Source organism: uncultured Parvibaculum sp., assembly GCF_963975745.1.
Lineage (GTDB): Bacteria > Pseudomonadota > Alphaproteobacteria > Parvibaculales > Parvibaculaceae > Parvibaculum.
The window spans coordinates 1-14,485 of sequence record NZ_CAXBIB010000031.1 but is presented as its reverse complement, the minus strand read 5'-3'; the positions used below and the strand labels follow the sequence as shown (position 1 = coordinate 14,485).

The 14,485-nt window shown below is 62.1% G+C and carries 17 protein-coding genes; 4 read left to right on the top strand and 13 right to left on the bottom strand.

What is annotated here, in order from left to right:
• Nucleotides 1-194 precede the first annotated feature (194 nt).
• On the top strand, nt 195-428 hold the full coding sequence (locus AAC071_RS16450; RefSeq protein ID WP_339834724.1) for a hypothetical protein: 234 nt from the start codon (nt 195-197) through the stop codon (nt 426-428).
• A gap of 27 nt (nt 429-455) precedes the next feature.
• Here the strand turns inward: AAC071_RS16450 and AAC071_RS16445 are convergent, their stop codons facing one another.
• The 3 genes from AAC071_RS16445 to AAC071_RS16435 all read right to left on the bottom strand — a co-directional run bounded on the left by AAC071_RS16445 (nt 456) and on the right by AAC071_RS16435 (nt 1,595).
• Complete coding sequence (locus tag AAC071_RS16445) at nt 456-788, bottom strand: helix-turn-helix domain-containing protein (RefSeq protein WP_339834722.1); 333 nt, start codon at nt 786-788, stop codon at nt 456-458.
• On the bottom strand, nt 769-1,065 hold the full coding sequence (locus AAC071_RS16440) for a BrnT family toxin (protein ID WP_339834719.1): 297 nt from the start codon (nt 1,063-1,065) through the stop codon (nt 769-771). Before AAC071_RS16440 ends, AAC071_RS16445 begins: the two co-directional genes overlap by 20 nt.
• A 137-nt stretch (nt 1,066-1,202) precedes the next feature.
• Complete coding sequence (locus tag AAC071_RS16435) at nt 1,203-1,595, bottom strand: hypothetical protein (protein ID WP_339834716.1); 393 nt, start codon at nt 1,593-1,595, stop codon at nt 1,203-1,205.
• Between the two features lie 129 nt (nt 1,596-1,724).
• Between AAC071_RS16435 and AAC071_RS16430 the strand changes: the two genes are divergently transcribed.
• Entirely contained in the window at nt 1,725-2,513 is a 789-nt protein-coding gene (locus AAC071_RS16430; RefSeq protein ID WP_339834714.1) for a helix-turn-helix transcriptional regulator, read from the top strand.
• Between the two features lie 163 nt (nt 2,514-2,676).
• Here the strand turns inward: AAC071_RS16430 and AAC071_RS16425 are convergent, their stop codons facing one another.
• Nucleotides 2,677-4,206, bottom strand: coding sequence for an NAD(P)/FAD-dependent oxidoreductase (locus AAC071_RS16425; protein ID WP_339834711.1), 1,530 nt, complete (start codon nt 4,204-4,206; stop codon nt 2,677-2,679).
• 195 nt (nt 4,207-4,401) lie between these two features.
• On the opposite strand from AAC071_RS16425, the gene rraA reads away from it, so the two are divergent.
• Nucleotides 4,402-4,893, top strand: a complete 492-nt coding sequence (rraA, locus tag AAC071_RS16420; RefSeq protein ID WP_339834709.1) for a ribonuclease E activity regulator RraA — start codon at nt 4,402-4,404, stop codon at nt 4,891-4,893.
• 6 nt (nt 4,894-4,899) lie between these two features.
• Here the strand turns inward: rraA and AAC071_RS16415 are convergent, their stop codons facing one another.
• The 3 genes from AAC071_RS16415 to speD all read right to left on the bottom strand — a co-directional run bounded on the left by AAC071_RS16415 (nt 4,900) and on the right by speD (nt 6,673).
• Nucleotides 4,900-5,091, bottom strand: coding sequence for a hypothetical protein (locus AAC071_RS16415; protein WP_339834706.1), 192 nt, complete (start codon nt 5,089-5,091; stop codon nt 4,900-4,902).
• Between the two features lie 179 nt (nt 5,092-5,270).
• A complete protein-coding gene (gene speE / locus AAC071_RS16410) occupies nt 5,271-6,158 on the bottom strand; it encodes a polyamine aminopropyltransferase (RefSeq protein WP_339834703.1) in 888 nt (295 codons plus the stop codon).
• Entirely contained in the window at nt 6,158-6,673 is a 516-nt protein-coding gene (gene speD, locus AAC071_RS16405; protein ID WP_339834700.1) for an adenosylmethionine decarboxylase, read from the bottom strand. Before speD ends, speE begins: the two co-directional genes overlap by 1 nt.
• Before the next feature lie 562 nt (nt 6,674-7,235).
• Between speD and AAC071_RS16400 the strand changes: the two genes are divergently transcribed.
• The gene (locus tag AAC071_RS16400) at nt 7,236-7,745 is read left to right on the top strand and encodes a hypothetical protein (protein ID WP_339834697.1); all 510 of its coding nucleotides are present in this window, start codon (nt 7,236-7,238) and stop codon (nt 7,743-7,745) included.
• 4 nt (nt 7,746-7,749) lie between these two features.
• Here the strand turns inward: AAC071_RS16400 and AAC071_RS16395 are convergent, their stop codons facing one another.
• The 6 genes from AAC071_RS16395 to AAC071_RS16370 all read right to left on the bottom strand — a co-directional run bounded on the left by AAC071_RS16395 (nt 7,750) and on the right by AAC071_RS16370 (nt 14,264).
• Complete coding sequence (locus tag AAC071_RS16395; protein ID WP_339834694.1) at nt 7,750-8,688, bottom strand: nitronate monooxygenase; 939 nt, start codon at nt 8,686-8,688, stop codon at nt 7,750-7,752.
• Between the two features lie 151 nt (nt 8,689-8,839).
• On the bottom strand, nt 8,840-9,346 hold the full coding sequence (locus tag AAC071_RS16390) for a hypothetical protein (RefSeq protein WP_339834691.1): 507 nt from the start codon (nt 9,344-9,346) through the stop codon (nt 8,840-8,842).
• 139 nt (nt 9,347-9,485) lie between these two features.
• Entirely contained in the window at nt 9,486-10,505 is a 1,020-nt protein-coding gene (locus tag AAC071_RS16385; protein ID WP_339834688.1) for a TauD/TfdA family dioxygenase, read from the bottom strand.
• 11 nt (nt 10,506-10,516) lie between these two features.
• Entirely contained in the window at nt 10,517-12,259 is a 1,743-nt protein-coding gene (locus AAC071_RS16380) for an amidohydrolase family protein (RefSeq protein ID WP_339834686.1), read from the bottom strand.
• 89 nt (nt 12,260-12,348) lie between these two features.
• On the bottom strand, nt 12,349-13,311 hold the full coding sequence (locus tag AAC071_RS16375; RefSeq protein WP_339834683.1) for a retron St85 family RNA-directed DNA polymerase: 963 nt from the start codon (nt 13,309-13,311) through the stop codon (nt 12,349-12,351).
• A complete protein-coding gene (locus AAC071_RS16370; RefSeq protein ID WP_339834680.1) occupies nt 13,308-14,264 on the bottom strand; it encodes a retron St85 family effector protein in 957 nt (318 codons plus the stop codon). The genes AAC071_RS16375 and AAC071_RS16370 overlap by 4 nt, the downstream gene beginning before the upstream one ends.
• Nucleotides 14,265-14,485: the final 221 nt, after the last annotated feature.

Here is a 14,485-nt window from a genome sequence, read left to right as displayed (position 1 = left end):
CCGATCCGCCCCCCCCTCTGACGACCAAAGCACACTGTGTTTTGCAGAGGAATCCTCAGGGGGAGGGTGGAAGAACGATGCACCTCGCGACGATGCAATTCGTAACTATCTCTCCATCACCTTTGCCACCATCTCCGCCTCTTGCCGGACTACCTTGAGGCAGGCAATGATTGCATATTGCACGGGAGAGGCTTGTGACTTCCTTCACTTTCGGCGACATCGTGCGTGTAAAGAATGAGGCATCTCAGGAGCTTCGCCCCGATGCGAAGGCATGGATTGTCATGGTCCATGCTGGTCCCACGCGATGGGGCGCATATTTCGAGACCTTCCCACCGGGTGTCGTCTACAGCATCGAATATGAAGATGGTTCGTCCACGGAAGTCCATGAGTCGTTGCTTGAGCCCTGGCCGACCGGCGACCCTTCCTGATGCTGGACGATCCGGTCATTCGCCGATTCACTCCACCACCCGCGCCACCAACTCCGGCTCCTGCCGTATCACCTTGAAATAGGCAACAATCGCGCTGTCGGGTTTCGAGCGCGCCTGTTCCCAGTCGCGCAGGCGGGCGACATTGATGTGGTAACGCTCGGCGAACGCTTCCTGGCTCAGCCCCGTCTCCGCGCGTACCGACTTCACGAAGCGCGCTGCCTTCGCGCGCTCCAGTTGATCGTCGGTCAGTTCCGGCGCATCGGCATCGGACACGGGCTCGCGCGCGTCGAAGCGCGGCTTCTTCGCTTCGGAAAAGCCGGACGCCTTCTTCTCCTTGCGCTTATATCGAACGGTCGCCATAGGCTTCGCGTTCCCTCCTGCTTGCGGGCCGTGCCGAGATGATCCGGCAAACGCCGTCGCGAATCGTGTAACTCACCGTCAGCACCACGCCCTCGGCCATGCCCACGGCATTACGTCTCTCTTCGCCGTAGTCGAAACGCTCGTCGCCGACATCGAGCCGATCCGGGTCATCAAAAACCTCGACCGCCAGTTCGAACGGAATCCCGTGCTTGGCGCGATTGGCCTCGGCCTTCGCATCGTCCCATTCGAATTCTTCGGGGCCATCATTGGGCAGCATATACGGGATTTCCGTAGCGTCAAGAAAATATACGGGATTTCCGTAGTTTTTCGGGCGACGGAGCGCCAAACTCAGCATACAGAAAAAGGCCGTCGGATCGCTCCCACGGCCTTTTCCTTGGGCGACAGGGCTTGCGCTCAGCCCGCGCGGCGCAGGCCGAGGAATTGCAGTTCGGCGAGGATGGCGACGACAATCGCCTGTGCCACCACAAAGGCGACGCCAAACGCATTGAGGTCGAAGACGCGGAGAACGAGGACGGCGATGGATGCAACGACCCAGAGCGCGTTGCCGGCGACGACCGCCTCGACGGCGCCGGCGGCGGGCGGTTCCGCGCGTCCGATCAGGGCGAGCGCCGCCACCCAGGGCAGGAAGGCGACGCCGACCCAGAAGAGGAAACCGGCGGGAAGCCCCGTCATCTGGGCGACGATGCCCGAACCGGCGATGAAAAGCGCCGCCATGGCGCCGCTGGCGGCGGCATCGGCCAGCACGGCATGGCGGGCGGAAATGGAGTTGACGATCGCGAGGGCCATGGAAGATCTCCTTTGCTTGTTTCGGCTTCGGGTCTTTGCTTGCCGGCCATAGTTGGGGCTGCTGCCGCGCGAAGTCGATTACGCGGGAGGTAATTGTTTGCCAGCGCGGGGCCGCATAGGCTCTGTCTCATGAACATGCACACACAGCCCGTCGGCGAGCAGATCCGCGAGTGGCGGCAGCGCCGCCGCCTCAGCCAGCTTGCCTTTGCCTGCGACGCCGACATCTCGGCGCGGCATCTGAGCTTTCTCGAAACCGGCCGTTCGCGGCCGAGCCGCGACATGCTGCTGCATCTGGCCGAACTGCTCGAGGTGCCCTATCGCGAGCGCAACGCGCTTCTGCTGGCGGCCGGTTTCGCGCCGGTCTATTCCGAAGCCGGACTCGACAGTCCCGATGCGGCGGCCGCGCGGCGCGCGGTCGATCTGGTGCTGAAGGGAAGCGAGCCCTATCCGGCGCTTGCCGTCGACCGGCACTGGAACCTCGTCGCCGCCAATGATGCCGCCGGGCTCTTCCTGCAGGACGTCGATCCCGCGCTGCTTGAAGCACCGGTCAATGTGCTGCGCTTGAGCCTCGATCCGCGCGGGCTGGCGCCGCGCATCGAAAATCTCGCCGGCTGGCGCAGCCACATCTTCATGCGGCTCGAACGCCAGGTCGCACAGACGGCGGATCAAGGATTGGCGGCGCTGCTTGAAGAACTCAAGGCGATGCCGGGCGGCACGGAGGATAGCGCCGAGGACGAATATGGCGGGCTGATTGCACCGCTGAGAATTCGTTCAGAAGGGGGTATGCTGACCTTCTTCACCGCCACGACCGTTTTCGGCACGGCGGTCGACATCTCGTTTTCGGAACTGGTGATCGAATCCTTTTTTCCCGGCGACGCCTTCACCGCGGCCGCCATGCGCGCCGCGATGGGCGAGTGAGACAGCGCAAAAGACAGCGTCGACCCCCCCTCTGTCACGGAACTGTCACAAAACTCCGCCGGGGCCACTTATCCCCGGGGCGTGGACCCGGTTATCCCCGGGTCCGGCGGGCAGATATCCCCGCCCGCAAAAAAACTTGTCCCCGGGCCGGACCCGCTCCGGCCTAGCCGGCGGCGGCGACCGGCCGCGCGGCCCCCTCCACGCCCGCGCCCTGGGCACTCACCGTCCGTGTACGGATGTTGAATTCGGCGAAATTCGGCCGCCGGACCCGCCACCAGTACCTGAAGGTGTAGTTGGCCCAGTTGTTGGTCACCTTGCCTTCGGCGGTCTTGTACCAGCTGGTGCAGCCGCTGGCGAAAACCGAGTTCGCATTGTCGGCCTGGACGCTTTCATTGGAGGCGCGCTGCACTTCGGGCTTCACGTCGATATAGAGCAGGTTCTCGTCCCGGATCTTCCTGACGCATTGCACGATGTAGTTGGCCTGGCATTCGATCATGAAGATGATCGAGTTGTGGCCGAGATTGGTGTTGGGGCCGTAGAGCATGAAGAAATTGGGGAAGCCCGCCACCGTCATGCCGTGATGCGCTTCCGCGCCGGTCTTCCAGGCGTCCTTCAGGTCGCGGCCGGCCAGACCCTTCATCGTCATCGGCCCCAGAAAATGCGTCGTGTCGAAACCGGTGCCGTAGATCAGCACGTCGAAATCGTGTTGCCTGCCGTCCTTCGTGCGGATGCCGCCGGCGTTGATCTCGTCGATGCCGTCAGTCACCACATCGACATGATCCTTGCCCATGGCCGGCCACCAGTCGTTGGCGAAGAGGACGCGCTTGCAGCCCGGCTCGTAATCGGGCGTCAGCTTGCGCCGCTTGTCGGGATCGGCGACATAGGTCTCCATCTCGGCAATGCCCATTTCCTTCAGCTTCGCGCCCGAGGTGTGGAAGGCGCGGAAGAGCAGTTCGCCGAACCAGTAGATCTTCCAGCGCTGGATCTTCATCGTCCAGGGCAGCGCGCGATAGAGGGCCTGCTCCCAGCCATAGAATTCGCGCTGCGGGCGCGGCAGGACCCAGCTGGCCGAACGCTGGAAAATCGTGACGGAACCCGCTTCCTTCGCGATCTCGGGCACGAACTGGATGGCGCTGGCGCCATTGCCGATGACGGCGATGCGCTTGCCCTTGAGGTCGACATCGTGGTTCCACTGCGCCGAATGCCAGCTGTCGCCGGCGAAGGTTTCTCGGCCCCTGATGTCGGGCCAGACCGGGCGGTGAAGCTGGCCGGTGCCGGCCGCGACGACATGGGCGGTGAAGCTGCGGTCGCCGGATTTCAGCGCCCAGGTGCCGCTCGCCTCGTCGAAACGCGCATCGTCGATTTCGGTGTCGAAGCGGATATGGCCGCGCAGCCCGTATTTGTCGACGACGGATTCGAGATAGGCCTTGATGTCGGCCGAGAAGACGAATTTCTTCGTCCAGTCGGGGCGCATGTCGAAAGAGAACTGGTACATGTGCAGCGGCACGTCGCAGGAACAGCCGGGATAGGTGTTGTCGCGCCAGGTGCCGCCGATCTCGGACGCCTTTTCGTAGATCGTGAAATCCGCGATGCCCGCCTGCTTCAGCTTGATCGCCGTGCAGATGCCCGCCACGCCGGCGCCGAGAATGGCGACCGTGGGGCCGGACGCCGTTTTTGCCAGAGCCTGTGCCATGGTTTCCTCCCTTCCGGTTCGGCAGCGGCTCCCTCAAACCCCTGCCATCCGGTGTTTTCAGATATCGGTGACAAAAGCCTAGCGGGTTTCGGAAGCGCGCGGAACCGCCCGAAGGAAGGGCGACAAAGCCGTGGCGCTCCGCCCCGCCCTCTCGCTATAAGAGGCGCCGACATTGCCGCAAGGGAAGCCCCGCTCATGACCGCCGAAACCTCGCCCGCCACCACCGATCTTTCCGATGCCCATCCCGAACATGTGCGCCACGCGGCGCCGGTCTTTCGCGATTATGGCGGGCGCATCGCCTTTTCGGGTCCGGTGACGACGCTGCGCCTGCAGAACGACAATGCGCTGGTGCGCAAGGCCGTCGAGGGCGCCGGGCACGGCCGGGTGCTGGTCGTCGACAATGGCGGATCGACGGCTTGTGCGCTGTTCGGCGGCAATCTGGGCAAGCTCGCCGAAGAAAACGGCTGGGCCGGGGTCGTCGTCCATGGCTGCGTGCGCGACACGACGGAACTTGCGGCATGCGCCATCGGCGTCAAGGCACTGGCCGCGCATCCGAAACGAAGCGCGCGCGAAGGAAAGGGCGAGACAGATGTGGCGGTAAATTTCGCGGGGCTGACGATCCGTCCCGGCGAATGGCTCTATGCCGATGCCGACGGCATCGTCATTGCGGATGGGAAGCTCGACTGAAAGGCGTCAGGCGACGACCAGTTCGACCAGCTTCCAGAGGCCCAGTGCCGAAATCGTCACCGAAGCGACGAGGCCCGCACCGACGATCAGAAAATCGGACGTATGCGGAACTTCGGCAACAATGCGCGCCTCTTCCGGCCGTCCCGCCTTCGACCGGGCAAAGCCGGTCATATCGTCTCCGTCCCAAACCTGGGTCATCCTGCCCGAACTCCCTGTTTTCAGACGTCCGGCACACCATCCGGACGCATAGCGGGAATTGACGTTCAGCGAATCATGGCTTGCCGATTCGTGCAAACAAAATGTCACAAAGAGACACAAGCGGTTACGCTGCCCGAATCAATGCTCGCGCCAAGAGATTGCCAAAAGATGAATCGGGTTCAGGCCTTCTCGACCAGATCGAGCACATAGCGCGGCAGCGCGAAGGCGGCCTTGTGAACCTCGGGCGTGTAGTAGCGCGTGGCGAGGCCGGCATCGGCGTAGCGGCTTTCGAGTTCGGCGAGCGGCACCGATTTCAGCGTCTCGTCGTCCGTTCCCCAGCCCATCGCCATCGGTCCGCCAACATAGGTCGGGATGGTGGCGAGGTAGCAGGACGCCACCTTGAAGAGACGGCGGAACTTTTCCATCGTGCCCTGCAGTTCGTCGCCCTGCATGAAGGGAACGCCGTTCTGCGTGACGATGACGCCGCCGGGCGTCAGCCGCGCCCGCGCGGCACGGTAGAATTCCTCGCGGAAGAGCACTTCGCCCGGACCGATGGGGTCGGTCGAATCGACGATGACAACGTCATAGCTCTCGTCCGTGTCTTCCACGAATTTCGCGCCGTCGGCGAAGACCAGGTTCAGGCGCGGATCGTCGAAGGCGCCGGCGGAAATCTGCGGCAGCTGCTTCTTGCAGAAATCCGTCACGGCCGGATCGATCTCGACCATCGTCACATGCTCGACGCTCCTGTGACGGATCACTTCGCGCAGGATGCCGCCGTCGCCGCCGCCGATGATGAGGACGCGCTTCGCCGCCCCATGCGCCAGGATCGGCACATGGGTCATCATCTCGTGATAGATGAACTCGTCGCGCTCGGTGACCTGGGTGATGCCGTCCAGCGCCATCATGCGGCCGAAAAGACCGTTCTCGAAGATCACCAGATGCTGCTGGCCGGTCTCTTCCTCGTAGAGCACCTTGTCGGCGCGAAAGGCGCAGGTGAAACCCTCTTTTTCATAGAGGGTCTCAATCACCCAACGTCCTTTTCCCGCCTCCATGTCCTTTCGGGCCATCAGACCATGTCCTCGCCGCGCAGATGCTCGCCGACGCGGATGTCCGACGGCGCGAAGGCTTCGCGCAGCACCTCGATGGCGTTGTGCGGTTCGGCCTCGCCGCACATGAAGACGTCGAGTGCCGCATAGTCGGCCTCGGGCCAGCTATGGATCGAGATGTGGCTCTCCGACAGCACGGCCACGCCCGACACGCCGCCATTGGGCGTGAAGTGGTGGAGGTGGATGTGCAGCAGCGTCGCCTTCGACACTTCGACGCAGCGCCGCAGCGTCGCCTCGATATGCGCCAGATCGTCGAGACGGCTGGCGCCGATCAGGTCGATGATCAGATGCGTGCCGGCAAAACGCTTGCCGTCGCGCTCGATGAAGAAGTCGGTGCGTTCGTCGCTCGACGTGTGAGGCGAGGCCTTCACGTCTTTCGACTGCGCAATCGGGAACTCGAGTACTTCCGCCTGGGTGCTGCTTGAAACGCTGTTCAAGTCGATCCCCAATTGGAAGAGGGCATTGGATTCGGACATGTGCCTCTCCCCAACCAGTAGATGGACCGGGTGCCGGGTGCGGACGGCCTGTCCGCGGGACCGGAACCCCTGGATGTCATTGATACGTGAACTGAATATGCGTGGCCCGCAGGCTCGCGCGCTCAAAGTGGCTGCCGATTGCGGGGCGATAGCTCGCCCGACATGCGCGTTCGAATTTGCCTGGAAAGGCGCCTTCGCGACGGTGGCTCGGCTTGATCCGGGGCGTCAGCCCCTCGGACTAGAACCGGACATATGCAATCTCCCTCGAAACCCGGCGGAGGTACCTGAACGATGCCCCGCATGGGGCATGCCGCCGAAATTGTCCAAAGAGACGCGTACGCCGTTACATAACCGGTCCGGCCAGTGGCACGTGCGATTGCGTTCGGGGGGTGTGTAGAGGCCGTCATCCCCCCTGTCAATGAAAACCAAGGCTTTCCGCCGAAATTTTCCATTACCGGCCGGCATGCCGGCAAAGGGCCGTCGCCGTTTTTAGTTGCGATTCATTCGCATTTGCATCATCGTCACCACATCCCGTCCGCAACAGCGCCATCCGAGGATCGCCATGAAACCCGCCCCAACCGCCATTTTCGAGAATCCCGCCGCCGCCTATGCGCCCGAGCAGCCGCTCAGCGAACTCGGTTTTGCCGAGCAATTCGTCGTCTGGTGCCTGCGCGTGCAGTGGCGCGCGGCCGAGGACGGCGCGCCGCATCCGTTGCTGGTGCAGCGCGCCTTCGACGCGCTGGAGCTGCCGGGCGGCGCCGAAACGGTGGCCGATCTCGCCCAGGCGCTGCGCCGCGCCGTGGCGCGGCCGCTGTCAATCCCCTGCCCGCATTGGCGCGTGCTGACCAGCGACGAGGCGCGGATTCTCGCCTTTATCGGCGCGCTGCAGCGGCGGGAGCGGGCTTCACCCCCGTTCGCACGGCATGGCGGGCCGGCGCCCTGCGGCGCCTCGCCGGTGTGGGCGCCGGCGCAGCGGCTGGCGCTGGCGCTGGCGGCGGCCGGGTTGAGGCTCGGCAACGGGTTGCTGCCGGGCGTCGCCTTTCCCGAGGCGATGCCGCGGCTGCTGCATTGAGGGATCAGCCGAAATTCCGCGCGGCGCCGAGCGCGCCCATGCGCGAGGTGATGGCGAAGAATTCGGCAACCGTCTCCTCGATGATGTCCTTTGCCGACTTGATTTCGGTGATCAGGCCGGCGGTTTCGCCGGCCAGACCGACAGCGGCTTCCATGTCGCCGCCGAAATAGAGATCGAGGATGCGGGCGAAAGTATCCGGCGGCATCAGGCCTTCCTCATGGATCGCGGCGGTGCGTTCGGTCTTCAGGGCGCGGATGCAGGGCGTCGACTTCTTGTTGAGGACATAAGTGCCCGTCTCCTTGGCATCGACAATGGCCTGCTTGTAGTTGATGTGGACCGGGCTTTCGGCGCAGCTGACGAAGCGGGTGCCCATCTGCACGGCTTCGGCGCCCAGCGCGAAGGCCGCCGCCATGCCCTTGCCGTCGCAAATGCCGCCGGCCGCGATCATCGGAATATCGGATCTTGCGCGGATCGCCTGCAAGAGCACCAGCGTGCCGACTTCCTCCGGGTTCTTGAAGCCGCCGCCTTCGGTGCCCTCGACAACGAGACCGTCGATGCCGGCATCGACGCATTTCATCGCCGCATCGACCGTCGGCACCGCGTGATAGACGGTGATGCCGGCATCGTGCAGCGGCGCGATGAACTTTGCCGGACTGCCGGCCGAGGTGGTGACGAATTTGACGCCGGCATCGCAGACGAAGCGCAGCATCGCGTCGTCCTTGAGGAAGCGGATCGGCAGGTTGACGCCGAAAGGCGCGTCGGTCAGTTCGCGCATCTTCAGGATCTCGGCCTTGCAGGCTTCGGTCTCGCCCGACGAGGTTTCGATGATGCCGAGACCGCCGGCCTTGCAGACGGCGGATGCCAGTTGCGAACGGGCGATCCAGCCCATCGGGGCCTGGACGATCGGATATTTGGCGCCCGTATGGGCCAGCACGCGGTTCATGGGTCACTCCCTGTTTGCGGAATTCCGGCAATAGCGATGCCGGAAGTAGGCCCCAGACCGTTTTGCGGCGCAAGAAGGCCCGCCGCAAAAGAGAAAAGAAAAGGGCGGGGTTTTGCGCCCGCCCTTTTCCGTCCGATGGTTCGAGAATATTTCAGCGGAAGTGGCCGTAGGCCCGGACCACCGCTTCGGAGAGTTCCTTGTAGGCGCCCTCGACGCCGACCTTGATCTCGTCGAATGCGCCTTCGCCCTGACGCGCCAGTTCGCCCATGCGCTTGACCAGACGGGCGCGATCGGCCTTCAGCTGCTTCAGCACGCCGGAATAACGCTTCTCGGTCGCCTTCAGCGCCTTCTTCGCTTCCTTCTCGGCCTTGTCGACCTCGATGGAGAGCGCGGCGATCTGCTTTTCAAGCTGCTTGCGCAGAGCCGCCTTTTCGGGCGTCAGCTTCGCTGCGGCCTTTTTGGCGCGCCGGACGGCGGGCTTGCGCGCCGGCGCCTTTTTCGCGGCAGGCTTCTTCGCAGCCGGCTTCTTCACGGTGGTTTTCTTCGCGGCCGGCTTTGCCGCGGCCGCGACGCGTTTCGGGCGGGGTTTCGCCGCCGTCGTCTTGCGCGGGACCGGACGGCGTGCCGTGGCGCCGCGCGGTTTGATGGTGTCGGTCATGGTTTCAAGCCTCTTGCTGTCGGGCCTCACGCGGCCCAGGGGCCGGCGCAAAACGCCAGCGCGCCGAGAGTGACGCGAAAGCATGGCTCATTCAAGGCGGGTGCGGCGAACGACAGACAGGACCGCAAGGCGGCCAGCATCAGGCGTCGAGCTTCAGCTCGCTTTTCGTCCGCTTCTCGCCCCAGTGACTGGAGAAGTTGCGGAACCTTTCCGGCCGGTCGGTCAGGCGTGCGGTTTCGAGCCAGAGTCTTTTCAGATGGCGCTTGCGGCTGCGCTCGGGCCAGTCCTCATAGGCCGTGCGCGCATGCAGGACGTGGTAGTTGTTGACGAACTGCATGTCGCCCGGTTCGAGATCCATATAGACATTGAAGGCCGGGTCGGCGCACATCGCGTCGATCAGGTCGAAGGCCTCGCGGGCCCTGGGGTGCAGGCGCGGCGCGTCGGGATGGCGCTGGCTGGCCTCGATATAGGGGCGGATGTAGCGCACGAAGAGGCGGCCGGCATGTTCGGTGAAGACCGGCATGGTGTAGAAGGGCTGGCCGCCCTTCGGTTCCTCGCCGCGATAGTCATAGGGCTGCGGCTCGTAGAGCAGCTCGGCGAGATCGGGCCGGGTGCGGACCAGCTCGTTGTGGATCGCCAGCGCATTGGCCACCGTCGAGATGCCGCCCGACATGGCCTTTCGGAGGCACATCAGGCCGACAAGGTCCGAGCCGTCGGAGTGATAGGGCAGCGCGACGCCGCCCAGCTCGTAGCCGCGCGAGGTCGGATCGGCGCCCGACTTGCCGTGATCGGTCACGTCGCCCAGCAGATGGCCATGCCTGTTCTGCGGCCAGGGTCGGCCCAGATGCATGCCGATGCCCCAATAGATCAGCGCGGCATCGTCGTCGGAATAACGTTCGACCGGCAGGCCGCGGATGCGGGCAAAACCGCAACCGTCGATCAGCTGCGCCTCGATTTCGGCCAGACGCGGCGCGAGCGCGGGCAGCGGGAAATCGTCCTTCGTCACATCGAGCAGGTCGGATGCGCGGGCTTTCGCGCAGGCCAGCGCGGCTTCGAGTTCCGCGATATCGGCCGGCGACAGTTGCAGCGTCCAGCGCGTTTCGTCGGCGACATCGGCCGCGCGCCAGTCGCAGGCGGGCTCCAGTACATGAACGGTCATTCTCCCCTCCCCTATTCGGCGGCTGCGCGCAGGGGCGCCGGCGCCGGACGATGGCCGCGCACCAACTTGCCCGGCAGCGCGCCTGTCGGCTTGCCGTCGCGATAGATCACCTCGCCGCTGACGATGGTGGCGACATAGCCTTCGGCCTCCTGCATCAACCGGCGCGCGCCCGAGGGCAGGTCGTAGACCATGTGGGGCGGCTTCAGGCGCAGATGGTCGAAGTCGATCACATTGATGTCGGCCTTCATGCCCGGCGCGAGCAGGCCGCGATCGAGCAGGCCGATGGCTTCGGCCGTGGCGCGGGTCTGGCTGCGGATCACGAAAGGCAGATCGAGCCGTTCGCCGCGCGAGCGGTCGCGGCACCAATGGGTCAACATGTAGGTCGGGACGCTGACATCGCAGATGACGCCGACATGGGCGCCGCCATCGGACAGGCCGAACAGCGTGTTCGGGTTGCGCATCATGGTCAGCGCATTGTCGAGGTTGAAGTCGTAGTAGTTGTGCAGCGGGAAGAAGAGGAAGTTGCGCCCGCCATTGGCCGTCAGGATGTCGTAGACGATGGCATCGGGGTTGACGCCGTCGCGCTTCGCGCGCGCGCCGATGCTGTCTTCGGGTGCCGGCTCGTAGTTCGGCGGATCGCCCAGCTCGAACATCTTGTGCCAGGCGCCGGCCAGCGAATTGAGGAAGGGATGGCCGGGTTCGAGATCCTCGGCCAGGAGTTTTTCGCGGAAGGCCGGGTCGCGCATGATGGCGACGCGCTCTTCGAGCGGCTTGCCGGCAATGGCGCGGTAGCTCGGCCGGGTCAGGAAGGGATGGACCGAGCCCTGCAGGCCCAGCATCAGGCCGACCGGGCGGCCCTGCACCTGGGCCCGGATCGGCAGGCCGCGGGCGGCGGCCGCATCGAGGCGCGACAGCAGCTCGCGCCACTGGTCGGGCATCACGTCGGCCTGAACCAGCGAGAAGCTCAAGGGACGGCCCGAAACCTCGACCAGTTTCTCGACCAGGGCGAATTCGTGATCGATGTCGCGGAAGTCCGAAACCCATTGCAGGACGCCGGCGCCAGCTTCCTTCAAGCCTTCGGCAATCGCGATCATTTCGGCATCGGCCGCGCCGATGGTCGGCGTCAGGTCGCCGTCGCTGGTGCGGTGGGCGACGGTGCGCGAGGTCGAGAAGCCGATGGCGCCGGCCCTGATCGCGTCGCGGACGATTTCGCGCATCTCGGCGATCTCGGCATCGGTCGCCGCTTCGCGCTTCGCGCCGCGTTCGCCCATCACATAGACGCGGACCGCGCCATGCGGCACCTGCACCGCGACATCGACGTCGTGCGGGCGGCGTTCGACGGCCGCCATGTAGTCGGCAAAGCTTTCCCATTCCCAGGAAAGACCTTCATGGAGGGCGGCGCCCGGAATGTCCTCGACGCCTTCCATCAGGCGGATCAGGCGGTCGTGATCGGTCTTCTTCACGGGGGCGAAGCCGACGCCGCAATTGCCCATCACCACCGTCGTCGCGCCATGGATCGAGGACGGCGTCATGCGGCTGTCCCAGGTCACCTGGCCGTCGTAATGGGTGTGGATGTCGACCCAGCCCGGCGTGACCAGCAGGCCCTTCGCGTCGATTTCCTCGCGGCCTTTCGCGGCCACCTTGCCGATCTCGACGATGACGCCCTTGTCGACCGCGATGTCGGCGACGCACGGGCTGCTGCCAGAGCCGTCGACGACCGTGCCGCCGCGGATGACCAGATCCACTTCCGCCATTGTTCCCTCCGAATGCCTTTTTTTCTGTTGGCAGCATTCTAGCGCAACCGGATGGCAAGTTAAACGCGGATATCCTTTTGTAGTCTCTGTCACCCCATAGGGAAGCGCAGCTCGCGCTTTGGGAGATGAATTTTGAGGACTGTATCTATCAGCTCGTCTCCATACTTGCTTCGTAACCGACCTACAAAATCAGGCTCATTGGCAATTGCGAAGGCAAGCATACCCTTTAAATAGCCGACATCTTTCATGGTGAGCTGATCAAGAGAAAACTTGTGAAGCAAAGATGAGATTGCACGCTTTCGCTCCCTACCAATGGATATCTTAGATTCCGGTGTCAAAATCAAACCGGTGACCATCCTTCTTTGGGCCCTAGTATAAACACCTCTCTTTTTGGAATTGAATTTTAGCCTAGGACTCTTGAGCGCCGCCACCTCTGCATAGATAGATCTTTCAATATCGAGCACAGCGTTCATTGACTGTCCTGAGATGGTTATATCATCAGCATACCGAGTATAAACAACACTCTTACTGGACACCAATTGCGCAATTTTCGTGTCCAATTCGTAAAGCAAAATATTTGAGAGCATCGGGGATGTCGGCGCACCAATTGAGAGACACTTAGGCTCATTCACGCCCCGCCCCCAGAACAATACCCGCGAAAGAATATCGACTTCACCATCGGTCCATTTTCCCGACTGCTTTTCCTTTAAGAATTGATGCCAATCCCTAACTTTTATACTAGGAAAGAAATTTTCAAAATCGAGCTTCAAGATCGCATCGCTACTACGATGGCTCTTTGCATTGTCAAAAATGTTTCTGTCAGCGGCGTAGGCCATGGCGCTCGCGTGAACAGGCAAATCATTTAGTGCGTAAGACAATACAAATCGCTGCAGCACCTTGAGCTCGCGAGACGGCTGAGCGATCAGCCTCATGCCACCAGAACGTTTGGGAATATAATATTCTTTGTAACGTCTCGGAGCGCTCTCCACGATGCGATTAATGTCCGAGAGCCCCAGACCGGTTGTGACCATCATTTCCTTTAACAGCTTCATGACATGGCACTCTGCTGTTGAGTTACGACATGGTCGCGGACGTGCCGCGGTATCTTTAAGTCTTTTTGTACAGCAAAGACAACGCTCGCCTTCCGGCGAGCGGTGTCTCTTTCCACTACACCTTCAACAAATGCGTATCTACTAAAAGGATCCTGAGAAAAATTGACAAACCAGAATGTTTTATTGGCATAAGTATAGCGATCTACCCAACCAACCATCTTCATACAGAATAGTTTATTCTTGACGTCCGCCGTATCATCCGCAAATCCACACGCAACAAGGTATGCGTTTAGCTCAGAGATCGACATCGCCTGAGATAGATAGAGAATCCAATATATCGAGATGAACTTCTGCAGCGTCGGATTTGCGCGGAACAGTTCCTCCTGCGGAACTTTCTTAAGGCGAACGTTTATAAAATCTACTATGCTTTTTACGTGCTGACGTGCAGAAGCCTTTACTACTCGTCCTTTTCCATTCACACGCCAGGGAAAGACTCCCACCCGGTCACCGTCTTCATTCTGAACCTTTTTAACTGGCCCGTACCGAATAAATGACTCTTCCTCTTCGTGGTCAGAACGAAGCAATATCGTCAGCGACTGCCGAATTGTATCATTTGTCGCAAACGCTCCGAGTTCGGCTAGTGATCCCGCGCTCTCAGCAATTAGAAGAACCATTGCCGATATGCGGGCAATGTCTTCCTCGAAAGTTATAAGGTCGTTATACGAAGTATCGCGATAGAGTTGGTTTGCTTGTTCCGCCAGTACGATCTCGGCGTCTATTCGCTTCTCGATTTTTCTATCTTCGAGCAGATAGTGCCTAAGGCTTGCGGCAGCCCCCACACCATCCGCTATCGCCCCGCCACAGAAAAAGACGAAGCGGTTAGGTCGACGAACGCGAAGCTGGTCCCTGTTCAGATCGCTATAAAGCTGAGTGAATTCGGGGGGTGGGGGCAAATTTGGCTCTTTACCTTTAAAAGGCAGGAAGAGGTCGGAGAGATCATCGTCCGGAGGCGAGGCAATAGCCGAGAGATGATCTCTCCGACCTCTTCCTGCCGATAAACGTCTCCAATAACAGGCAGTCTGGCTTAGCGCCCGACTAAGTCGACCTACTTTGGACGACTTGACCTGAGCCCCTGAACTTCCTCCAGATTTGAGTAGAGTCCGTCACTTGAAGG

Bases quoted from the DNA above. Each gene is read 5' to 3' on its own strand.
- AAC071_RS16445 (WP_339834722.1), bottom strand. From the start codon at position 788: ATGGCGACCGTTCGATATAAGCGCAAGGAGAAGAAGGCGTCCGGCTTT.
- AAC071_RS16440 (WP_339834719.1), bottom strand. From the start codon at position 1,065: ATGCTGCCCAATGATGGCCCCGAAGAATTCGAATGGGACGATGCGAAG.
- AAC071_RS16435 (WP_339834716.1), bottom strand. From the start codon at position 1,595: ATGGCCCTCGCGATCGTCAACTCCATTTCCGCCCGCCATGCCGTGCTG.
- AAC071_RS16430 (WP_339834714.1), top strand. From the start codon at position 1,725: ATGAACATGCACACACAGCCCGTCGGCGAGCAGATCCGCGAGTGGCGG.
- AAC071_RS16425 (WP_339834711.1), bottom strand. From the start codon at position 4,206: ATGGCACAGGCTCTGGCAAAAACGGCGTCCGGCCCCACGGTCGCCATT.
- rraA (WP_339834709.1), top strand. From the start codon at position 4,402: ATGACCGCCGAAACCTCGCCCGCCACCACCGATCTTTCCGATGCCCAT.
- AAC071_RS16415 (WP_339834706.1), bottom strand. From the start codon at position 5,091: ATGACCCAGGTTTGGGACGGAGACGATATGACCGGCTTTGCCCGGTCG.
- speE (WP_339834703.1), bottom strand. From the start codon at position 6,158: ATGGCCCGAAAGGACATGGAGGCGGGAAAAGGACGTTGGGTGATTGAG.
- speD (WP_339834700.1), bottom strand. From the start codon at position 6,673: ATGTCCGAATCCAATGCCCTCTTCCAATTGGGGATCGACTTGAACAGC.
- AAC071_RS16400 (WP_339834697.1), top strand. From the start codon at position 7,236: ATGAAACCCGCCCCAACCGCCATTTTCGAGAATCCCGCCGCCGCCTAT.
- AAC071_RS16395 (WP_339834694.1), bottom strand. From the start codon at position 8,688: ATGAACCGCGTGCTGGCCCATACGGGCGCCAAATATCCGATCGTCCAG.
- AAC071_RS16390 (WP_339834691.1), bottom strand. From the start codon at position 9,346: ATGACCGACACCATCAAACCGCGCGGCGCCACGGCACGCCGTCCGGTC.
- AAC071_RS16385 (WP_339834688.1), bottom strand. From the start codon at position 10,505: ATGACCGTTCATGTACTGGAGCCCGCCTGCGACTGGCGCGCGGCCGAT.
- AAC071_RS16380 (WP_339834686.1), bottom strand. From the start codon at position 12,259: ATGGCGGAAGTGGATCTGGTCATCCGCGGCGGCACGGTCGTCGACGGC.
- AAC071_RS16375 (WP_339834683.1), bottom strand. From the start codon at position 13,311: ATGAAGCTGTTAAAGGAAATGATGGTCACAACCGGTCTGGGGCTCTCG.